Source organism: Pyxidicoccus xibeiensis, assembly GCF_024198175.1.
Lineage (GTDB): Bacteria > Myxococcota > Myxococcia > Myxococcales > Myxococcaceae > Myxococcus > Myxococcus xibeiensis.
In genome coordinates this window covers 107,030-126,845 of sequence record NZ_JAJVKV010000023.1, presented here as the reverse complement: position 1 = coordinate 126,845, position 19,816 = coordinate 107,030, and the positions used below count along the sequence as shown (strand labels likewise).

Sequence of the window (19,816 nt, the reverse complement as noted above, 5' to 3'; positions counted from 1 at the left end):
GCGGACTCCTCATCCGCTACCTGTTCACTCTCCGCTTCTTCTACGCCGAATCCCCATGCGCTCCTCAGCCGGGGATACGCGTGCCACTCGCTCCACCCTTGCCCCAGGCCGATAAATCGACGGTCTGCTTGTCGGACAGGTTGGGGCGGTGCGCCGCCGGTGGGGAGGCTCCAGCCGGGTCCTCTGCTCTGCCATGTGGACAAGCACCGGGTCCGGGGCTCCGTGGGCCGGCGGGGCGTCAACAGCGGGACGGCCGTTCAGGCAGGGCGGTCGTCCGGGGACCGCGGGGGTCCTCGAATAGCGGCGACGAGGGGACAGCCACCCGCGCAGGGCGGCCGTCCCCGTTACAGCGACTACGCGGCGTGCCGGACGCTCGGTCCGTGGCGCCGCTGTGCGCGTCCCACCACCTTGCTGATGGCGTGGGCGGCGCGGTCCAGCGTCCGGTCCACCGCCGCGACGAGCGTCGCGTCCGTGGACTCCAGCGTCAGCTCCCGGCCGTGCTCCAGGCGGAGCGTCAGCCGGCTCACCTTGTCCACGCCTCCCCGCGGGCCGTTGGTGTCCTCCAAGCGCAGCACCACTTCCTTCACGCGGTCCGACAGGTGCCCCAGGGCGAACTGCACGCGGCGCTCGCAGTGGGTACGCAGGTCTTCGGTGAGGGGGATGTGACGGGCTCGGATTTCGATGCGCATCCTGGACTCTCCTTCTGGCCCCCCATTGGGCCTGTTACTTCTCTGTCCACGAGGGCCTTTCGTCGCAAATAGGAAAAGCCCCCGGAGGTGCTTCGGAAAAACCGAAGCCTCACGGGGGCGGGGTAGGGCGAGGAAGGAGAGGGTGGGCTACAGGCCGGTGCCGCCGGCGGTGGCCGCGGCCGGCTTCTGGGACGTCTTGCCCGGCGCGACGGCGGCCTTGGCCGTGTCGGACGCGGCCTTGGCGGCGTCCTTGGTCTTGTCCGCTGGAGCCGCCACCGCGGTGGCCGTGTCGGCCTCGGCGCCGGCCGGCTTCTTCTTCTCCGGCAGCGCGTAGATGGGCTTCTCCGGCTGGGCCCGGGCGCCGATGCGCACCTGCTGCTCCACCATGCGGGACCAGAGCGACGGCTTGCCGCTCACCAGCGCGTTGTCCGCCAGCTCCAGCGTGCGCACGTCCTGCGCGCGGCGGTAGAGGCGGGGCGCCACGTCCGGCTGCTGCGGGTCCGAGTCACTCACCTGCACCTGCTCCTGCACGCTGATGCCCTCCTCGGCGAAGGTGAGGGTGGACGTCAGCTCGAACTTGCGGCGCAGCCCGTTGGGCAAATCGAAGGTCAGCTCGCGCGACAGCGGGAACCAGGCGGCGCCCAGGCACGCGCGGGCCTTGTCGGACACGGACTCGGTGAAGAAGCGGTTGTTGCGCAGCGGCATGATGCGCGCGTGGCGGCGGCACACCTCCTCGTCGCCCGGGGTGCACGCGTCACCCTCGGCCACGAGGACGTTGGTGCCCTTCACCGTCTCCAGGCGCAGCTTCGCGTTCTTCGGCATGGCGCGCAGCGAGCCCAGCGCCTCCACGCGGAAGCCCTGCTCGGTCGTCTCCACCAGGGCGACGGGGCCCAGGGCCTCGCCGTTGGTGAAGCGCCGCGTAATCACCCACACCAGGCGGCTGCCGGCCTGGAGCGTCTCCAGCACCAGGTCCTCCTCCGTCAGCTTCTCCGGAGGGGGCAGCGGCAGCGCGTCCGGGCCGGCCTCCACGCACTCGTCGGCCGCCGGGTCCTGGGACCAGACGGGCGCGCCGGTGCAGTCCACCGCGGGCCGGGGCGCGGCGCCGGTGTCCTTGTCATAGCCGTGCAGCAGCAGGGCGAACCACGTGTCCGGCGTGGGGAAGGAGCGGGCGTTGGGGCCCGCCTCGGCGGAGCACAGCCCGGCCTTGGGGACGCTGGCACAGCCGGCCAGCAGGGACAGCGCCAAGGCGGAGACCTGGAGCGTTCGGTTCTTCATGGGGTTCTCTCAGGCATGGGCGAACTGGAGGTCCCAGTCGCCTTCCGCGGTCAGGGCGACATGCAGCTTCGGGGGCACCGCGCCGCCCACCAGGTGCTGCAACAGCTCGCGGGAGAGCACGGGCATCAGCGAGCCCTGGAGAATCTGCTCCATGTTGCGCGCTCCCATCTCGGACTCGGTGCACCGGCGCGCCAGCTCGTCCAGCAGGCCCGGCGCCAGCGTCGTCTCCACGTTGTGCGCGGCGCGCAGCCGGCCCACGAGCTTGTCCAGCTTCATCTCGGCAATCTGGCGCATCACGTCGCGCTGCACCGGGCCGAAGGGGACAATCGTCATGCGCGCCAGCAGCGCCGGCTTGAAGTGCTTGCTGAGCGCCGGACGGATGGCGGCCACCACCTGCTCCGTGGTGGGCGCGGAGTGGTCCTCGAACATCCGCATCACCTGGTCCGAGCCCAGGTTGCTGGTGAGGATGAGCACGGTGTTCTTGAAGTCCACCTGCCGGCCCTCGCCGTCCGTCAGCGAGCCCTTGTCGAAGACCTGGTAGAAGAGGTTCATCACCTCCAGGTCGGCCTTCTCGCACTCGTCCAGCAGCACCACCGAGTAGGGCCGCTGGCGCACCGCCTCCGTCAGCAGGCCGCCCTCGCCGTAGCCCACGTAGCCGGGGGGCGAGCCGATGAGCCGGCTCACCGTGTGCTTCTCCTGGAACTCGCTCATGTTGAGCGTCGTCATGAAGCGCTCGCCGCCGTAGAGCGTGTCCGCCAGCGCGAGCGCCGTCTCCGTCTTGCCCACGCCGCTGGGGCCCACGAAGAGCATGACGCCAATGGGGGCGTCCGGGTTGCGGATGCCCGCCTGGGAGATGCGGATGATTTCGGCCACCTTCTTCAGCGCCGACTCCTGGCCGCGCACGCGGCCGCGGAGCTTGTCCTCCAGGTTCAGCACGGAGGCCAGCAGGTCGCTGCGCATCTTCCCCACCGGCACGCCCGTCCAGCCCGCCACCACCCGCGCGACGATGTCCGCGTCCACGTCCGCGTGCACCAGCGGCACCTCACCGCGCGTCTGGGCCAGCTTCGCCGTGGCCTCGTCCACCGCCGCCTTGAGCGCCGCCGCGTCCGCGTCCGGCTTCGCCTCGCGCAGCGCCTTGCGCGCGTCCATCAGCGCCGCCACCGCCACGCGCTCGTTCTCCCAGCGCACGTGCAGGGTGGCCCGCGCGTCCTGCGTGGCGCGCAGCTTCTCCTCTGCCGCCGTGAGCGACTCCTGCTCGTCCTCGGCGCCGGTGCCCTCGGCCAGGTCGCGCTTGCGCGCGTCGCGCTCGCGCTCCAGCGCGGCGATCTCCTGGTCCAGCGCCACCAGCTCCTCGGGGCGCGTGGATAGCTCGATCTTCACGCGGGCAGACGCCGTGTCGAGCAGGTCCACCGCCTTGTCCGGCAGCTGCCGGCCGGAGATGTACCGGCTGGACAGGCGCACGGCGGCGGTGACGGCCTCGTCGCGGATGATGACGCCGTGGGCCGCCTCGTAGGTGGGCCGCAGGCCGCGCAGCATCAGCTCCGCGTCCTCCACGCTGGGCTCGTCCACCTTCACCGGCTGGAAGCGGCGCTCCAGCGCGGCGTCCTTCTCGAAGTACTTCTTGTACTCGGCCCACGTGGTGGCGGCGATGGTGCGCAGCTCGCCGCGCGCCAGCGCCGGCTTGAGCAGGTTGGACGCGTCCGTGCCGCCCTGCGAGCCGCCCGCGCCGATGATGGTGTGCGCCTCGTCGATGAACAGGATGATGGGCGTCGGGGACGCCTTCACCTCGGCGATGACGGCCTTGAGCCGGTTCTCGAACTCGCCGCGCACGCCCGCGCCCGCCTGGAGCAGGCCCAGGTCCAGCCCGAGCAGCTCCACGTTCTTCAGCGCGTCCGGCACCTCGCCGCGGACGATGGCCCAGGCCATGCCCTCCACGAGCGCCGTCTTGCCCACGCCCGGCTCGCCCACCAGGATGGGGTTGTTCTTCCGGCGCCGGGAGAGGATGTCCACCATCTGCCGGATTTCACGGTGCCGGCCGAAGATGGGGTCTATCTTCCCCTCGCGCACCCGGCCCGTGAAGGACGTGGCGAAGCGCTTGAGCGCCTCGTCTCCGCGCCCGCCCGGGACGCCGGGCATGCCGCCCGCGGAAGCGCCCGCCTCGGCCGACGTCACCTCCACGTTCTCCGGAGAGGGGCGCAGCACCACGTCCAGCGAGGACATGAGCTCGTCGCGGCTGATGGCGTCCAGCTCCGGGAACAGCTCCGCGGTGTAGCGCGAGCGCCGGGTGACGAACTGGGCGAACAGCAGGCCCGAGCGCAGGCGCGTGGCGCCCTGCTCCACGGAGGCCAGCAGCCACGCCTCCTCGAACCACTGGAACAGCGTCTCGGAGAAGACGGGCCGCCCGGCGTTGCCGGCGCGCAGGCCCTGCAGCGCCCGCTCCATGCTGGCCAGCAGGTGGGGGCGGTCCACGCCGAACTGCTGCAGGATGCGCGCGACGTCCGAGTCCTCGGCCTCCAGCATCTGCACGAGCAGGTGCTCGGGGACGATTTCGTAGAATCGTCCCGCGCTCGCCCGGGCAACCGCGGCCTCGAGCAGGCGGGTAGAGGTGGGCGTCAGGCGACGGACGAGCGCTTTCGGATCGACGCGAATGGGAGCCCCCAGAAAATGACAGCGATGGTCGACGGTATACCGGGCGGCCTGAGCGCCGTAAATCCCTGGCCCTCACGCTCGCCCGCTCGGAATTTCATCTCGCCACGGGGACGCTCAGGTGCGTCTGCTGGCTGGAGCCGAGCCAGGTGTCCCGGCCGAGCTTGCTCGGCTCCTGGCGCGACAGGCGGAACTGCTGCTGCACCCCCTCGGTGAGCCCAAGCTCCAGGTCGTACTCCAGCGGGTCCTTCACGAAGAGCGCCACCACCTCGCGCACCAGCGGCAGCAGGTTGCCGTCCGGCATCAGCCGCCGGTAGGCCAGCGGCGGCAGCGGGCTGATGTGGATTTGAATCTTCCCCGTCCTGTCGAAGGCCTTGCCGCCCAGCAGCATGTTGCGCCCCAGCAGGTTGTTGGTCTTCCCCAGCTGCGCCCGCGCGTCGATGTCCACCCAGCGGCCCACGAACTGGCGCACCGACACCCGCGCCCCTTCCAGGTCGTCACCCAGCACGTCCTGCAGGGCGACCTCCAGCTGCTCCGCCGTGCGAAAGCGCGTGGCCAGCAGGGGGGCGATGCGCAGCAGGCGCCAGGTCGGCAGCACGCCGTCCAGGGGCTTCTCGTACGTGTCGAAGCCGCCCAGCGCCAGCAGCCGCTTGGACCACTGGTCCGTGAAGGACGTGTCCGTCTCGCTGGTGACGCGGTACTTGGACTCGATGCGGTACAGCAGCGACAGCAGCCGGTGGTGGAACAGGTCCAGGAACTCGCGCCGCACCGGCTGGTCCGGGTCCTCCTGGGCCACCTCCTCCGCGAGGTAGTGGGGCAGGGGGCTCACCGAGCCGGTGAGGCCCAGGAAGCTCGTCACCACCTCGAAGAGCGGCCGGCGCGCGTACGGGTCCTCCGCCCGCACCGGGACGTTGTGCAGGGTGACGGAGTTCACGTCCCCGGCGGGGAAGCCCAGCGACGGGTCGTGCCGGAAGCGGATCATCTCCTCGTTGACGGGCCCCGGCCCGCCCACGCGCACCGCCTGCGCCGTCAGCCGCTCCAGGAAGGCCACCAGCGGGAAGAAGCCCACCCGCGGCGCCGCCTCGGCCAGCTTCCGGGCCGTCTCTACAAGAGCGTCTGGGAGCCGTTCCTCGGAAGCCACGTGTACTCCGTCTGCGAGGGGTGGAGCCGGATGCTCAGCTCGTTGAAGGAGTTGATGGTGACGTGGGACGCCAGCAGCTCTTCCAGGATGCAGCCGAAGAGGAACGAGTCACCCACGCCCATGAAGTTCTCCTCGTCCAGGTCCACGCGGGTGCGGTGGCCGCGCAGCGGCGCGCCCTCCAGGAAGCGCGTCACCGGCTTCGTCTCCACCGTGCGGATGGCGTTGATGCGCAGGCGGCTGGCGCGCGCGGCCAGGTTGTCCGTGAGGGAGTGGAAGTTGTAGAGGTCCATCAGCCGCCGCAGCGCCGCCGCGTCCGCCAGCGAGTGCTGGTTGATGGCCAGGTGCGACAGGAGCCGCCAGTGCAGCTCCGAGCCCAGGGGCGCGCGCGCCGGCCGGCTCACCGGGGAGATGTTCTTGAACTTCGCCTGCGTGGGGCTGGCCGCGGTGGAGGCCGTCAGGTCGCCCACCTGGAGCCGCGAGGGCAGCGAGCGGTTGGTGCACGTCAGGTCGATGGAGAGCGCCTCTTCGGCGCCCAGCACCGTCACCACGTCCCGCGGCGTCTCCAGGGTGATGTACGTGTCGATGCCCTCGTCCAGCGGCGAGTGCGCGCGCCGCAGCCGGTAGAAGGACTGCTCCGCGGCGCCGCCGACGGTGTGGCTGAACTCGAAGAAGGGCCGGTACATGCGCCGCTCGTTGCGGCCCGCCTGCAGGCCCGTCACCGCATCCACCGAGTACACCTCGGCGTGGTTGGCCGGCAGGTCCGACGCGCGCAGCAGGTGCTCCCGGTCCAGCGTCTGGTGGAGGACGGGGTCCGCCGGGACGCTGAAGAGGTTGACCACCGGCGCGCAGTGCAGCCGGAACATCTCCCGGTGGATGCGCGCGTCCAGGGGCGGCGGCCGCTCCAGGTGGAAGGCAATCTCGAACTTGTCGTCCTTCACGCCCGCCGCGGCGTCCAGCCCGCGCACGTCGAAGAACAGGAACTTCTCCGGCAGCGTCAGGTACTCCTGCAACTGGCGGTAGCCCTCGCTGGCGCGCGGCCAGGGCAGCAGCTTGAAGTCCCGGTCGAAGCCCACCGGGTGCAGCGCGTTGGCCGGCAGCTTGTAGCCTTCGCCTTCCGAGGACGCGCCGCGCACGCGCACCTGGCGGCAGTAGCGCAAGAGCCACAGCAGCACCACCGACGCGGCGGACAGCTCACCGTGGATGAACAGGCGCAGCCCCTGCGGGCGGAACACCTCCGCGCGGCCCTGCTCCGTCGTCTGGAAGAACAGCCGCAGCACCGGGGACGTAATCGACGCGCGGTCCAGCAGCGCGTCCGTCAGCTGCACGGGCAGCAGGTCCACGTCCGTGGTGGTGCGGAAGACACAGGAGGTCCCGTCGATGGGCTGCGAGGCCACCTCCGCCCCCGCGGGCACGCGCGAGCGGCCGCGCAGCGCGCGCAGGTGCGGGCTGAACTCCACAATCGTCGAGGCTGGCAGCGGGCGCAGGTAGTGGGGGAGCAAGAGCTCCGTCAGGCCGTGCACCAGCTCCGGCACGTCGTCGTCCACCCGCTCGCGGATGCGCGCCGTCAGGAAGGCGAAGCCCTCCAGCAGCCGCTCCACGTCCGGGTCCGCGCCGCGCTCCACCAGCAGGCCCGCGACGGACGGGTTGGCCAGGCCGAAGGCCCGCCCCATCTCCCGCAGGTACGACAGCTCGCTCAGGTAGTACTTGCTGAACATCCTCGCCCTTTTTCACTCACCCGTGGCTCACCACAGGTCCACTCGTCCGCCCGGATGCACCTGCGTGTGGAAGCGCACCGTGCCCCGCCGGTTGCGCGTGGCGAGCTGGGCGCTGATGTCGAAGCGCAGGGCCGTCGGGTCCGCCGGGTCCGCCGCGTACTGCACCACCACGTTCTTCAGTCGCGGCTCGTACTCCTGGATGGCCGTCCGGATGGACTGCGTCATCCTCGGAATGGCGGACGCGTACGAATGGACGATGTCGTTGAGGTCCAGGATGCCGTAGCCCGGAGCCGCCACGGATTCACCCCTGCGCGTGTTCAGCAGGTTGCGCAGGTGCTCGGCGATGGACTCCACCACGTCGCCGGGTGGGGCGAGCGTGCCGTTGCCTTCGGCGATGCGCGACAGCAAGCCTCGGGAGCCCATGGGGTGTCTTCAGTCCCGCCCTCCACCCCCGACCGCCCGTGTACACGTCTGCACGGGCGGCCGGCGGGAGGAGCGAATGACTAGCGCTGGGTATCCCAGGTGTCCTCGTGCGTCACACCACCGGCGTTGATCGTCCAGTTGATGGTGTGGAACACCAGGGTGATCTCCTCGTAGGGAGGCAGGTTGGTGCTGGCCGGGACGAAGGAGTCCGGGACGACCTGCTTGATGCTGTTGATGCGCGCCTTCTTGATGGACACCGAGTAGAACTGCTCGGTGGTGCCGTCACCCGTGGGGTTCGGGCGGAAGAACTTGAAGGTCGCCTCGATGACCTGGTTCTCGCAGAGCGCCTTCATCAGGAGCGGCGAGGCCTTGTCGATGCGCTTGCGCAGGGTGATGCCCTCGTACTGGCGGCGGCCCGTCGCCAGGCCGGAGCCCGACTCACGCGCGGTGAAGACCTTCTGGTCGTAGTAGAGGCACTCGATGGAGTCCTGGCGGCCCAGGCTCGTCTGCGTGCTCTCGCCCTTGATGTCGGTGCCGTTCGCCTTCAGGAACAGGGATACTGCTTCGGCCATAACCTGACCTCTTCGCATTGCGCGCGGTGCGCGCTGGTGGACCCGGGCTCACTTCCAAGCCCGGGTGTGATGGAGCCCCTACAACCTAACTGATTTGTCCGACGCAACGTGAAGGAGGGCTCACTCCTTGTCCAGCTTGCCCACGAGGGACAGGGTGAACGAAGCGCCCATGTACTTGAAGTGCGGGCGCACCTGCAGACTGCAACGATACCAGCCGGGCTGACCATCCACGTCTTCCACGACGACGCGCGCGGCGCGCAGCGGACGGCGCGAGCGCACCGCGGGCGCCGGGTCGTCCATGTCGGAGATGTACTGGCTGAGCCAGTGGTTGAGCTCGCGCTCGAGGTCCGCCTTCTCCTTCCAGCTGCCAATCTGCTCGCGCTGCAGCACCTTGATGTAGTGCGCCAGGCGGGTCATGATGAACATGTAGGGCAGCTGCGTACCGAGACGGTAGTTCGTCTCCGCGGCCTTGCCCTCCGGCGTGTTGCCGAAGAACTTGGGCTTCTGCGTGGAGTTGGCGCTGAAGAACGCCGCGTTGTCGGAGTCCTTGCGGAACACCAGGCCGATGAAGCCCTCCTCGGCGAGCTCGTACTCCCGGCGCTCGGTGAGCATGACCTCGGTGGGAATCTTGGTCTGGATCTCCCCCATGGCCTCGTACTGGTGCAGGGGCAGGTTCTCCACCGCGCCGCCGGACTGGGGACCGATGATGTTCGGGCTCCAGCGGAACTTGGCGAAGGAGTCCGCCACGCGGCTCGTCATGGCCACGGAGGCGTAGCCCCACAGGTAGCTGGCGTGGTTGCCGACGACGTCCTCGGTGAAGTTGAAGGCCTTCACGGGGACGGTCTTCTCACCGTAGGGCAGGCGCAAGAGGAAGCGCGGCAGCGCCAGGCCCACGTAGCGCGCGTCCTCGGACTCGCGGAACGAGTGCCACCGGGCGTACTGCGGGCCCTCGAACAGGGACTTGAGGTCCTTGAGGTCCGGCAGCTTGAGGAAGCTCTGCTCGCCGAAGACGTCCGGCGCGGCGTTGGCGATGAAGGGCGCGTGCGCCATGGCGGCCACGGACGCGCACTTGCGCAAGAGCTCCATGTCCTGCGGGCCCACGTCGAAGTCGTAGTTGGCGGAGATGATGCCGTAGGGCTTGCCGCCGAAGACGCCGTACTCGTTGGAGTACACGAGCTTGTACAGGCCGCTCTTGGTGACTTCCGGCGCGTCCTCGAAGTCCTTCTGGAGGTCCGCCTTGGAGACGTTGAGCATCTCCACGCGGGTGTTCTCGCGGAAGTCCACGCGGTCCACCAGGAACTTCAGCGAGCGCCACGAGGACTCGAGCTTCTGGAACTCGGAGGCGTGGAGGATTTCGTTGACCTGGGAGGACAGGCGCTTGTCGATTTCCGCAATCATCGCGTCGACGAGGGCCTTGTCCACGCGCTCCTCGGAGCGGTTGGGGGCCAGCATCTCCGTGATGAAGGCCTGCACGCCGCGCTTGGCGACGTCATAGCCCTCGTCCTTGGGCTTGAGCTTGGCCTCGGAGAGAATCTCGTCGAGCAGCGACAGCGAGGCGGCGCCAGTGGCGGCGCCGGTGGGCTTCTGGGTCTGGGTCTCGTTAGGCATGGTGTTTCAGTTCCCCCGAAAAGGGCTACTTGGTCTCGTCCTTGAGGCCCAGCTCCTTGATGAGCGCCTTGCGGCCCTCTTCGTCGGCCAGCAGCCCCTGCAGCTTCTTGCGGAAGGCGGGCAGGTTGCCCAGGGGCCCCTTGAGGGCGTTGAGCGCACTGCGCAGCTCCAGCAGCTTCTTCAGCTCGGGAACCTGGTTGACGACGCTCTCCGGGGAGAAGTCATTCAGGTTCTTGAACTGGAGCGTGACATTCATGGTCGCGGCCGGGTCGCTGGAGAGCTTGTCCGCCGCGGTGAGGGTGACCTTGAGGTTCTGCTGGGCCATGACCTCGTTGAAGTTGGTCTTGTCGACGTTGATGGGCGCGCGCTGCTCCAGCGGGCGGGCGTCTTCCTGGCCCGTGAAGTCCCCCATCATGAGGACCTTCAGCGGCAGCTCCACCTGCTCCTGGGCATTGCCGGTGGCGGGCTTGTAGACGATGTTGACGCGCTCGGTGGGGGCGACGGAACTCTCTTTGCTCATCTGCGGCTTTCTCCTTGAGTGCTGCGTTTGGGCGCGGGCGTCGCATCGGGGAAAGCTTCGCCGCGGTACAACAGGGTTGCATCAGGCGCCGACGCGCAACGCGGCGGAAGAATCCAACCGCGCTAGACGACGATACCGGTTTCGGACTTTTACTGCCAACGGCCCCCCCTCCTTTTCCCCAGGGGTGCGGGTCGACAACCAGCCTTCGAGGCATGCCGCCGCGAGGGCCGGCTCCCACGTGTCGAGCGCGTGGGTGGTGACTTCCTCGTCGAGCACGTCAAAGACGGCGCGCGCGAGCGGGAGCTGTCCTGCATTGGCACACAGCCGCGCCAAAGCCAGTCGTGAGAGGAATCGCGAGCGGCCGGTGCTGGCGGAGGCGACGGCGGCCTGGAGCCGGGAGACGGCGTCGGCGACGCGGCCCGAGGCCAGCAGCGCGCGCGCCTCCTCCTCCAGGGCAGGTCCGTTTCCGGAGTTGGACGCTTCCACCGCGAGCGACAGCGGCGGCAGCGACAGCGCCACGGGCGCGTGGCCCGGAGCACCGGCGGTGGGGGAGGCCGCGGGGGCGCCCGCGGGGAGCACCTCCGCGCGCAGCCAGGCGCGGGTGGCCTCGTCGGTGAGGGGCGCGCCGTTGGTGGCGAGCAGCTCCTCCACGCCGGGCATGCGCCGCAGCTGGATGCCCAGCTCCTGCAGCAGCGTGGCGTGGGCGGCGGCGTGGGACTCGCCCAGGCCCGTCAGCGCGGTGGCGCTGAAGCGGTGCAGGCCCAGCGCGAAGCGGTGCTGGCCCAGCGCGGACTCGGACTCGTCCAAGAGGTCGGCCCAGCGCTGGTTCGTCTCCAGCGTCTGGAGCTTGCCGCGCAGCGGCTCCGGCAGCGGCTGCAGCGAGGTGCGGCCATTGGCGCCCGCGGCGGGCGGGCGGGTGAGGTGCAGCCACAGGCCCTGGCGCTGCAGCCGGTAGGGCAGGGGGTCGGCGGGACTCACCCGGCGCAGCGCTCCGGCCGCGCCCAGCAGCGCGGTGCCCACGGTGCGCAGGAAGTCGGTGACGGCCTCCGCGTTGGACAGGTCCGGCGTCGCGGGGAGCGTCGGCAGGGGCGGCACGTCCACGGGCGCGGCGGCCGGAGCGGCCTTCGCCGCGGGCGCGGCCTTCACGGGCGCGGGGGCCGCGGGCGCGGCGCTCGCGGGAGGCTGCGTGGGGGCGGGCTCGGCCTGCTGGGGCGCGGGCTCGGCCTGGGGCGGGGGCGGGGGCTCCGGCGCGGGCTCGGGCTCGGGAAGCCCCGCGCGCAGCCGGGCGATGGCGTCCTGGAGCGGACCGAAGGCGGGGGCGGAGTCCGCGAAGCGCTCGCGGGACAGCTGGGACAGCCGCTTCACCGCGAGGGCGAGCGCGTCCACGGAGTCGGCCGTCACCGCGCCCTGGTCCACCGAGGGGAGGATGCGGCCCAGCCGCTCCACGAACCAGCCGACGGCGTTGGCCCGGCCGCGCAGCCGCTTCAGCTCCGGGAAGAGGTCCGGCCAGTACCGCTCCGTCACCTCGGCGAGGAGGGTGGCCCCGGTGGCGGCGCCGTCCACGCCCTGGGTGACGTACATGCCGTAGGCCAGGTACGAGGCGAGCCACAGGTCCTTGGTGGTGCCCTTGAGCAGCTCGCCGGCGCCCTCGACGACGGCGTCCCAGCGCACGGCCTTGCTGGCGGGGGACTCGAGCTTGGCCACCTCCGTGGCCACGGCCTCGTAGGCCGGCTCGTGCTTCGCCTGCACGCCGGCGGGAGCGGCACCGGGCACGGGCTCGGCCCAGGGACGGGCGCGCTCGCGAAGCTCTTCGAGGGTGGGCGGCATAGGAGGAATGGGCGGGCTCACGGAGCCAGCGCGCGCAGCAGCTGCTCGAGGGTGGTGGACGGTGTGTCGATGACCTGGCGCGCGGCGGGCCGGAAGCCCTTGCGCGCGTTGTCGATGGCGGCGGGGCGCTCGGTGCGCAGCGGCCACACCTGGGCGCCGGGGCGGCCGGGCTGGGCCAGGGACAGGAAGAGGGCGGGGGTGGCCGCGCCCAGGCTGAGCAGCAGCCGGGGCCGCTCCCCCTCGGACCAGAAGAAGGCGGGAGGCTGGTGGGGCCAGCGCAGCAGGCGCGCGGACAGCTCCAGCCACGCCACCGGGCCCACGCTCGCGGCGAGGGGACAGTCCAGCGCCACGCCCGCGGGGGACTGCTCGCGGCCGCGCTCCCCCATGCAGGCGGTGAGGAAGGTGTGCAGCGCGTAGTAGTGCCCGCCGTCCGGCGCGCCCTCCGTCACCGGGGCGAGCAGGTCCTTCATGCGGTGCTCCGCCAGCGCGGTGTCACGCAGGCGCTTCGCCACGCTGAAGTCCCCCGGCCCGGGCAAAGGCAGCGAGGCCGTGCGCTCCAGCAGCCGCGGAACGTCCACCTCGGCCGCCGTGCGCGCCAGCTCACCCGCCGCGCGCAGGAAGGGCTGGAAGGCCTCTGGCGTGAGGGCATAGCGCGGCGCGGTGTCCGCCGAGGCCACCTCGGTGAAGACGGCGAGCGGGAAGGCCCGCCCCACGCTGTCCTGGCTGGGCGTCATCAGCCCCACCAGCGCCTGCTTCTGGCCCGGCCCGGTGAAGACGAAGGAGATGGGCTCCGAGGGCAGGTCCACCCGGGCCCGCCGCGCACGCTCCACGCCCTCCTCCATCCAGCCGTAGAGCTGGAGGGCCAGGGGCGTGGCCGCGTTGAGCTTCACGAACTCGGCCTGGCGAGGCGTCTTTCCCAGCAGGCCGATGCGCTGCGACTGCGCCGTCATGTCAGGGAGTTCCCTCCGCCGCCACGGCCTGGAGCGCGCAGCCGACCTTCTTGCGCGAGATGCCCGCGGGCGGCTGCAGCCCCGGATCCCTGAAGATGGCCAGCAGCTTGGAGGTGTTGCCCGCCTGCCCGAAGAAGGGGTTGGAGGTGCGCTCGGGGCGGAAGTCGATGGAGACCATCGCCCCACCCATCTCCTCGATTTCCCACGTGGCGGTGAAGTAGCGGCCGTCCGGGCTGGGCTCGATGCGCTTCACGCGCTCCAGCAGGCGGAACAGGCCCCACTCACCCTCGGCCTCCAGCGCCGTCTCCGTGGCGCCGTCGGCGCTCTGCACGAGGATGCGCGCGCCGAGCTTGCCGGCCTGGCCGGGCCAGATCATCGGCTTCCACAGCGTGTCCGGGCCGTTGCGGTACGTCTCGTCCGCGCCGTCCAGCGTGAAGGTGATGGAGGAGATCTGCGACGCGGTGCCGTCCGCGGAGACGCCCGGGCGCAGGCGGACCTGGAAGCGCACCAGCGGGTCGACGGTGTCGCCGCCGGGGAAGAGCGTGGACGCGAGCGCGTTCGTCCGCGTCAGGAAGTTGAGCAGCTCCGGCCGGTACATGGCGCCGCCCGACGAGGTGAACTCGAAGGTGCGGCCGGTGGCCACCACGTCCTCCAGCAGCTGCTCCTTGACGAACCTGCGGACGATGCCGCCCTCGGGCCGCAGGAACTCGGCGACCTCCGGCAGGGGCGCGTCCTTCTGCGACGTGCGGTCGAACGGGTAGAGGCCCTTGAAGGTGTGCTGCCACGGCGTCACCACCTGGTCGCAGAACAGCTTGCTCTTGCCGTCCGCCACGCCCTCGAACACCACCGAGCGCATCTCCTGGAAGGGCGGCAGCAGCAGCAGCTCGAAGATGGCCACGTTGTCCGACTGCTTGCGCACCGTCGCCAGCACGTCCGAGCGGGTGGTCTCGATCTTGTCCAGCAGCAGGCCCGCCTCGGCCGGCTTGTCCTTCACCGCCAGCAGCGTGGCCTGGACCTTCTCGAGGTGCTCCTCGAAGTTCTTCAGCTCGGTCAGCTCCTCCTCGCCGTCATCCGTCTTGTAGGTCTGCGTGTAGAAGCGGATGAGCGAGTTGAACTCCCGCTCCAGGTCCCGGGTGGTTATCTCCTGGGCACCCGAGGGCGAGTTGGGGTCGATGAGCTCGCGCCTCGCCACCAGCGTCTCTTCCGGCTTGGCCCCGAAGAACTCCTTGACGGCCTGGAGCTTGCCGCCGGCGGCCTTCGCCACCTCGGTGTCCCGCTTGTCCAGCTGCACGTTGTAGGTGAGCGCCTTGAACAGCTTGCCGTAGGGCTTGGGCTGGCCCCGCGTCAGGTTGGTGAGCAGGCTCTCCATCTGCGTGAGGTTCTCCGGCGCCTGCACCCGGATGGAGCTGAGGAAGTCCTTCCACTCCTGGATGTACGTCTCGAAGTAGCGCGTGCGCAGCTCGCGGCGCGACTCCACCGCGTCCACCTTCTCGTCGCGGTCCAGCACCCAGGACTGCTGGTCCTGGAAGGCCAGCTCCAGCCGCTGGCGGATGACCTGGTCATAGGCGTGGCGGGTGAAGGCGCCGCGCACCCGCTGGCTGGCGTTCATCTGGGGCACCGCGCCCACCAGCTGCTCCAGCGTCACGTCCGGGAACTCGTTGCTGACGTTGGCCACCAGCTGCGCCAGCTCCAGGCGCACCAGGGGCACGTTGTTGAGGGAGCGGCGCGCGGCGAAGATGACACCCTTCTCGCGCGCGAAGGCGATGCGCTGCTCGCGCAAGGGCTTCTGCTCCTCCGGCAGCATCTGCTCGTTGGCGAGCATGCGCAGGTACGTGGACGCGTGGTTCTCCACCGCCCGCTCGTCCACCGTGTCGCCCCGCACCCGCTTCCAGTGGCTGACAATCTGCTGCACGAGCCACTTCTGCTGCGTCTCGTCCAGCTCCGGCTCGCGCGGGTCTCTGGGCGTCGTCACCAGCAGGTACAGCTTCAGGTCGTCGAAGTACTGGCGGTACGCGTCGAAGTGCTTGCTGTAGTCGGACTCGTTGCGCACCGTGAGCAGGTCCGGGTTCTTCCCGAAGGCCTCCAGCCGCTGCTGGGTGAGCTCGAACTGCTTGCCCAGCAGCACCCGGCGCAGGGCCGCGTTGTAGAACTGGCGCGCCTGGGGCAGCAGCTTGTCACCCTGGTACAGGCCGAAGCGCATCCACAGCGGGGCGCCCTTCTCCTCGTACTCGGTCAGCTCCTGGAGCCGGTTGCGCAGGGGCAGCAGGTCTCCCACGCGGTGGATGTCGTCGCGCGGGTCCAGATTCACGTCGGTGATGGCCTTGGTGACGGCCTCCGCCATGGCGCGGTTCTGGAAGTACGACAGCGTGGGCAGCGACAGCAGCAGCGCGGTGGCGGCCATGGCGGCGCTGGCGAGCACCATGCGCTGCCGGCGCACCCTCGCTTCCTCCAGCGAGCTGCGCACCGCCATCTGCTGGTCCTGGAACATCACCTTGGTGAAGACGTCCCAGAGGAAGTAGCTGCGCCCTTCCGTGGCCCCTTCCGTCTGCGCCCGGCCATTGGTGCTGCCGAACAGCTCCGACGCGGACGGGGACACCTTGTCCACCGCGCGCACGTCCTGGGTGCCGCTGTTGAAGTACAGGCCGCGGAAGACGGGCGTGTCCTGGAACACGTTCTCCAGGAAGAGCGGCTGGAGGAACTCGGAGAGGTTCTTCCGGAGCGCGTCGAACTTCTGCGGGAAGCCGTAGATGTTCTCGCGCGTCTCCAGCCGGCGCTCCTGGCCCAGCCGGCGCAGGCTGCGCTGCTCCAGCACGGAGAGCATCTCGTCGAAGCGCTCGCGGAACAGGTCCGTGCTCGCCTCGCGCTGCTGCTCCACCGGCACCGTGAAGCCCCAGATCTGCCCGCGCTCCACGCGCGACAAATCGGAGAACATCTCCACGAACCCGGGCAGCAGGTCGCACTTCGTAATCATCACGTACACCGGCACCAGCATCTTCAGCCGGGTGGTGATTTCATCCAGGCGCTCGCGGATGGTCTGCCCCATCTCGCCCACGGCCTGCGGGTCCGCGTTCATCAGCTCGCTGACGCTGATGGCCACGATGAGGCCGTTGATGGGACGGCTGGGGCGGTGCTTGGCCACCGTGTCGAGGAAGGCCAGCCACTCGGGCCGGTCCTCTTCCGCGCTGGTGTAGCGGCCCGCCGTGTCGAGGATGACGGCCTCGTTGGTGAGCCACCAGTCGCAGTTGCGCGTGCCGCCCACGCCGCGCACGCCGCCGCGCGCGGAGAGGTAGGGGAACTTCAGCCCGGAGTTGCGCAGCGCGGTGCTCTTGCCCGCGCCCGGGGGGCCGACGATGAGGTACCAGGGCAGCACCGCCAGCGCGTCCTTGCCGCCGCGCGCCAGCTTGGAGGTCTTCAGCGCCTCCACCGCCTTGGTGAACTCGCCCTGCATGGCCTTGATTTCGGGCTGCAGGTCCGGCCGCACGGTGGCGGCCTGCTCGTCCGCCTGCGTCGCCAGCGCGCCCTCCAGCTTCTTGGCCGCGGCGCGCGCGCGCAGGCGCTTCACCAGCCACACCACGCCCATGGCCAGCAGGCCCGCCAGCGCGGCGATGAGGGCCGCCTGCTGCGGGGTGTAGCCCAGGTAGCTCAGCAGGGCGAAGGTGGGTGCGCCAATGCCCAGCAGTGGCAGCAGGTACGCCATCATTGCTCACCCCCCGGGGCGGAAGTCGCGCTCGCGCCGGTGTTCGTCGTGTTCCGGGCCGCATGGACGTCGATGCGGCTCTTGAACTCGTCCAGCGTATCGTTGAGGAAGAACTGCAGGACGCCGTAGAAGAGCACCGCCACCACCAGCGCTCCGGCGGAGATGGCCAGCATCGAGGCCTTCTTGCGCTTGGACATCAGCGACTCGGTGGGGCGCTCGCCGTGGGGCGACAGCACGTCGAAGTCGAAGGGCCGCGCGCGCTCCAGGTCCTTCTGCACCGTGTCGATGAGCGTCATCAGCTCCAGCTCGCCGCCGCGGATGCGGTAGCGGCCCTGGAAGCCGAAGAGCATGCACAGGTAGTAGACCTGCAGCACCTCGGCGCGGTGCGGGTCCTTGCGCACGGAGTTGAGGCGGGCGAAGAAGCCGTCACCGGCGACGTTCTCGTTGAAGTAGTGGAGCTGCAGCGGGTTGGAGCTCCAGAACTGGCGGTACTCCTCCGGCCGGCCGAGGACGACCTCGTCGATGAGGGCCACCATCGCGTACGCCATGTCCTGGGCGTCCTGATGGCTGAAGCCCAGCACGGCCGCGCGCCGCAGCATCTCGTCCACCACGCCGCGCAGGCGGTGGTGCAGCGTCTCCGGCGGGGGGACGGCCGCCGCTTCCGAGCCGCGCAGGTGAATCGCGGCGTCGAAACAATCCTTCGTGGCTTCAGTGACTCGGTCCATGGGCGGGCTTTAGCGATTGGCGGTGGGGACGGCGAGCAGCTCCACGGTGGTGCGGCTCACGTCAAAAGGCTGGGGCAGGTAGAGCGCGAGGTTCCGGTCGCGCATCACGTTGCGCCAGTAGCCGTCATTCATGGACAGGCTGAAGTAGACGGTGCCCGGCTGCACCGGGACTTCCGGCGGCGGGCGGTACGTCACCGCCAGCGGCACGCCTGGCGCGGCGGCCTGCAGGAGCGAGCGGATGTCGTCCCAGGCGGCCACCTTGGACAGCTTGGGCAGCTGCTCCGCCACCGTGCGCTCCGGCAGCTCGCTGCGCACGGCCAGGAGGAACTGGCCGCAGCGCTCCAGCCGCTCGTCCTCCAGCCGCCCGCGGAACATGCCGTCCGTGCCCGCCGACAGGTCCACCGTCAGGCACTGCTCCAGCGCCACCGAGCGCATCAGGTCGGAGATGCGGCGGAACAGCTCTTCGTAGGTGGCGCGCAGGTTGGTGAACTGGAAGGACGGCAGCGTGGACGGGTCCGCGCTGGCGGAGAAGGTGCACAGCTGCCCCGCCGTCTGCACCAGCGTGAGGTACAAGTCGCGCGGCCGCAGGTTGCCCGCGTCCAGCGCGTGCTGGAGGTAGGGGATGGTGCCGTTGAGCGCGTTGAGCTCGAGGAAGAGCGTCACGTCGCCCGCGGTGAACTCCAGTGCGGACGCGTCCCGGTGCCGGCGGCGCGAGGACAGCTGGCGCTGCTTGGACACCATCAGCCGCAGCAGCGTGCGCACCTCGCCCATGATGAAGGGCGACGCGTCGATGCGCAGGCACGGGGGGATGTACGACTCGACGAGCGTGAGGTTGCCGGACTTGTCGCGCGCCAGCTCGCACAGCTTGATGGCCTCGAAGTCGTCGCGCGGCTCGGTGCCGAACAAGAGCCGCACGTTGCGCTGCGCGAAGGCCACCTGGGAGATGGACGTGGACGCCGTCAAGTCACTGATGGGGCGCGCGGACGGCGTGTAGCGCGGGCTTCCACCCAGCCGCTCCCCGCTGCCGTAGCTCTCCACGCCGCTGCGCTCGCGCGGCACGCCCAGGTACACGTCCAGCGTGCGCTGGGCGGGCGGGAAGTAGCCCTCCGCGGGCCGCGCGGGCGGGGCCTCGGCGTCACCGGACTCGAAGGAGACGGGCAGCCCGTCCGGGAGCACGCCCACGAAGCGCGACAGCTGCACCTGGCCGGCGCGCAGCGCCTCCATGTCCAGCTCCAGGGCCACCACGCCCCAGGGGTACGGCTCCATCGCCGCCAGGCGCACGTCCAGGAGCTGCTCGTGGTACAGGTCCTGCTGCTGGAGGTGGTGGGGGCTCATGAACATGCCCTCGGACCACACGACACGCTGAACCGATTTCATACGCCTCTCCGCGGCGACACCCGGTCGCCCGCGCTGGGTGGGATTCTCGGCTCCGGCGCCCGGGTGACGGGGCGGAGCATCAAGTCAATCTGGTAGCCCTGCAGCCGGTAGCGGAAGACCTCGTCCTCCGGCTTCGGCGTGCCCTGGTCTCCGGCGGGGCGCTCCACGCAGCGCTTCTCCTCCACCGGCGCCAGCACCGCCACCGTGCGCCACGAGTAGCCCAGCGGCTGCCGGAAGTGCCCCATGGCCAGCACGAAGCGCGCCTTCGGATCTCTCTGCACCCAGCGCGTCACCTGGCGGCCCGGCGGCACCACCACCTCGGCCACCTGCAGCAGGTCCTCCTTGAGGAGCTCCTCGGGCTTGCCCCACAAATCCTTGAAGCCCGCGCGCTCCAGCCGGACGCTGTCCTTGAGCTGGACGATCTGCACCACCGTGGGCAGCGAGCGTCCCTTCGCATCCGGGTTGAGCTGCTCCGACGCGTCCACCACCACCTGGAAGGGCGGGGGCGTCTCACAGGCCTGGGGCACGCGCTTCGCGCAGCCCACACTCCCGCTCATCATGAGCGCGAGCGCAGCGACCACACCCCACCGATGACACCGGCCGGCAACCTTCACCGCACCGGCGCCAGTGTGTCTTAGCGCCAACATCCGG

15 protein-coding genes are annotated in these 19,816 nt (G+C 70.3%); all 15 read right to left on the bottom strand.

Going from position 1 to position 19,816, the window contains the following annotated elements; all coding sequences use genetic code 11:
• Positions 1 to 353 precede the first annotated feature (353 nt).
• Complete coding sequence (locus LXT23_RS46755) at positions 354 to 689, bottom strand: HPF/RaiA family ribosome-associated protein (RefSeq protein WP_253987029.1); 336 nt, start codon at positions 687 to 689, stop codon at positions 354 to 356.
• Between the two features lie 147 nt (positions 690 to 836).
• On the bottom strand, positions 837 to 1,964 hold the full coding sequence (locus LXT23_RS46750) for a hypothetical protein (protein ID WP_253987028.1): 1,128 nt from the start codon (positions 1,962 to 1,964) through the stop codon (positions 837 to 839).
• A gap of 9 nt (positions 1,965 to 1,973) precedes the next feature.
• A complete protein-coding gene (tssH, locus tag LXT23_RS46745) occupies positions 1,974 to 4,625 on the bottom strand; it encodes a type VI secretion system ATPase TssH (protein ID WP_253987035.1) in 2,652 nt (883 codons plus the stop codon).
• An 82-nt stretch (positions 4,626 to 4,707) separates the two neighbouring features.
• On the bottom strand, positions 4,708 to 5,751 hold the full coding sequence (gene tssG / locus LXT23_RS46740) for a type VI secretion system baseplate subunit TssG (protein ID WP_253987027.1): 1,044 nt from the start codon (positions 5,749 to 5,751) through the stop codon (positions 4,708 to 4,710).
• Positions 5,715 to 7,466: a type VI secretion system baseplate subunit TssF gene (gene tssF, locus LXT23_RS46735; RefSeq protein ID WP_253987026.1), complete on the bottom strand. Its 1,752-nt coding sequence runs from the start codon at positions 7,464 to 7,466 to the stop codon at positions 5,715 to 5,717. The genes tssG and tssF overlap by 37 nt, the downstream gene beginning before the upstream one ends.
• A gap of 27 nt (positions 7,467 to 7,493) precedes the next feature.
• A complete protein-coding gene (tssE, locus tag LXT23_RS46730; RefSeq protein ID WP_253987025.1) occupies positions 7,494 to 7,889 on the bottom strand; it encodes a type VI secretion system baseplate subunit TssE in 396 nt (131 codons plus the stop codon).
• Positions 7,890 to 7,969: 80 nt separating this feature from the next.
• Positions 7,970 to 8,461 carry a type VI secretion system tube protein TssD gene (gene tssD / locus LXT23_RS46725; RefSeq protein WP_253987024.1) on the bottom strand — a complete coding sequence of 164 codons (492 nt, stop codon included), beginning with the start codon at positions 8,459 to 8,461 and terminating at the stop codon, positions 7,970 to 7,972.
• Positions 8,462 to 8,581: 120 nt separating this feature from the next.
• Positions 8,582 to 10,069: a type VI secretion system contractile sheath large subunit gene (tssC, locus tag LXT23_RS46720; RefSeq protein WP_253987023.1), complete on the bottom strand. Its 1,488-nt coding sequence runs from the start codon at positions 10,067 to 10,069 to the stop codon at positions 8,582 to 8,584.
• 25 nt (positions 10,070 to 10,094) lie between these two features.
• Complete coding sequence (tssB, locus tag LXT23_RS46715) at positions 10,095 to 10,589, bottom strand: type VI secretion system contractile sheath small subunit (protein WP_253987022.1); 495 nt, start codon at positions 10,587 to 10,589, stop codon at positions 10,095 to 10,097.
• An 81-nt stretch (positions 10,590 to 10,670) separates the two neighbouring features.
• The gene (gene tssA, locus LXT23_RS46710; protein ID WP_253987021.1) at positions 10,671 to 12,416 is read right to left on the bottom strand and encodes a type VI secretion system protein TssA; all 1,746 of its coding nucleotides are present in this window, start codon (positions 12,414 to 12,416) and stop codon (positions 10,671 to 10,673) included.
• A gap of 17 nt (positions 12,417 to 12,433) precedes the next feature.
• Positions 12,434 to 13,366, bottom strand: a complete 933-nt coding sequence (gene tagF / locus LXT23_RS46705; protein WP_253987020.1) for a type VI secretion system-associated protein TagF — start codon at positions 13,364 to 13,366, stop codon at positions 12,434 to 12,436.
• Between the two features lies 1 nt (position 13,367).
• On the bottom strand, positions 13,368 to 17,066 hold the full coding sequence (tssM, locus tag LXT23_RS46700) for a type VI secretion system membrane subunit TssM (protein WP_253987019.1): 3,699 nt from the start codon (positions 17,064 to 17,066) through the stop codon (positions 13,368 to 13,370).
• On the bottom strand, positions 17,063 to 17,788 hold the full coding sequence (locus tag LXT23_RS46695) for a DotU family type IV/VI secretion system protein (RefSeq protein WP_253987018.1): 726 nt from the start codon (positions 17,786 to 17,788) through the stop codon (positions 17,063 to 17,065). Before LXT23_RS46695 ends, tssM begins: the two co-directional genes overlap by 4 nt.
• A gap of 9 nt (positions 17,789 to 17,797) precedes the next feature.
• Positions 17,798 to 19,165 carry a type VI secretion system baseplate subunit TssK gene (gene tssK, locus LXT23_RS46690; RefSeq protein WP_253987017.1) on the bottom strand — a complete coding sequence of 456 codons (1,368 nt, stop codon included), beginning with the start codon at positions 19,163 to 19,165 and terminating at the stop codon, positions 17,798 to 17,800.
• Positions 19,162 to 19,812 carry a type VI secretion system lipoprotein TssJ gene (gene tssJ, locus LXT23_RS46685; protein WP_256561849.1) on the bottom strand — a complete coding sequence of 217 codons (651 nt, stop codon included), beginning with the start codon at positions 19,810 to 19,812 and terminating at the stop codon, positions 19,162 to 19,164. The genes tssK and tssJ overlap by 4 nt, the downstream gene beginning before the upstream one ends.
• Positions 19,813 to 19,816: the final 4 nt, after the last annotated feature.

What these genes read in the sequence shown, in the direction of transcription:
- LXT23_RS46695 (WP_253987018.1), bottom strand. Translation starts at nt 17,788, where the DNA reads ATGGACCGAGTCACTGAAGCCACGAAGGATTGTTTCGACGCCGCGATT.
- tssC (WP_253987023.1), bottom strand. Translation starts at nt 10,069, where the DNA reads ATGCCTAACGAGACCCAGACCCAGAAGCCCACCGGCGCCGCCACTGGC.
- tssB (WP_253987022.1), bottom strand. Translation starts at nt 10,589, where the DNA reads ATGAGCAAAGAGAGTTCCGTCGCCCCCACCGAGCGCGTCAACATCGTC.
- tssA (WP_253987021.1), bottom strand. Translation starts at nt 12,416, where the DNA reads ATGCCGCCCACCCTCGAAGAGCTTCGCGAGCGCGCCCGTCCCTGGGCC.
- tssJ (WP_256561849.1), bottom strand. Translation starts at nt 19,812, where the DNA reads ATGTTGGCGCTAAGACACACTGGCGCCGGTGCGGTGAAGGTTGCCGGC.
- LXT23_RS46755 (WP_253987029.1), bottom strand. Translation starts at nt 689, where the DNA reads ATGCGCATCGAAATCCGAGCCCGTCACATCCCCCTCACCGAAGACCTG.
- tssD (WP_253987024.1), bottom strand. Translation starts at nt 8,461, where the DNA reads ATGGCCGAAGCAGTATCCCTGTTCCTGAAGGCGAACGGCACCGACATC.
- tssM (WP_253987019.1), bottom strand. Translation starts at nt 17,066, where the DNA reads ATGATGGCGTACCTGCTGCCACTGCTGGGCATTGGCGCACCCACCTTC.
- tssF (WP_253987026.1), bottom strand. Translation starts at nt 7,466, where the DNA reads ATGTTCAGCAAGTACTACCTGAGCGAGCTGTCGTACCTGCGGGAGATG.
- tagF (WP_253987020.1), bottom strand. Translation starts at nt 13,366, where the DNA reads ATGACGGCGCAGTCGCAGCGCATCGGCCTGCTGGGAAAGACGCCTCGC.
- tssK (WP_253987017.1), bottom strand. Translation starts at nt 19,165, where the DNA reads ATGAAATCGGTTCAGCGTGTCGTGTGGTCCGAGGGCATGTTCATGAGC.
- LXT23_RS46750 (WP_253987028.1), bottom strand. Translation starts at nt 1,964, where the DNA reads ATGAAGAACCGAACGCTCCAGGTCTCCGCCTTGGCGCTGTCCCTGCTG.
- tssE (WP_253987025.1), bottom strand. Translation starts at nt 7,889, where the DNA reads ATGGGCTCCCGAGGCTTGCTGTCGCGCATCGCCGAAGGCAACGGCACG.